1 pseudogene is annotated in these 329 nt (G+C 67.8%); it reads right to left on the bottom strand.

The window, feature by feature from the left end:
• Positions 1–237 (bottom strand): annotated as a pseudogene (locus EN804_RS35690) (hypothetical protein); the annotation flags it as partial.
• Between the last annotated feature and the right edge of the window lie 92 nt (positions 238–329).

The following is a 329-nucleotide window of genomic DNA, read 5'->3' as shown; positions in this document are numbered from 1 at the left end:
GGTGAATTGATCGCACCAGACGATGGCGCCTTGGCCGCGCGCCAGGGCCGACTTGAGCCCGTCGAGACCTTCCAGCCGGATCGCCGGCGACCAGCGGCTGGCGACCAGATGCGCCGCAAGTTGCATGCGGCGGCGATGGCGCGCCGCAAGCTGGTCTTCGAAGATCTTGCGCGTATCGGCCCCCGCGCCAAGCACCGCATGAACGGCGTCGGCGTAGGTCGGGAACTCCTTGCGCATGTGGCGCTTCAGGCGGATTCTGGACACTTGCCGGCAGATCGGGGGCCACGAGCGAACCGGCAACACCGCCGCGACCATGAGATAGAAGGCGG

Source organism: Mesorhizobium sp. M8A.F.Ca.ET.161.01.1.1 (assembly GCF_004792105.1).
In the GTDB taxonomy this organism is placed as follows: Bacteria; Pseudomonadota; Alphaproteobacteria; order Rhizobiales; family Rhizobiaceae; genus Mesorhizobium.
The sequence above is the reverse complement of the archived record's forward strand: the minus strand, read 5'-3'. Positions and strand labels throughout refer to the sequence as shown.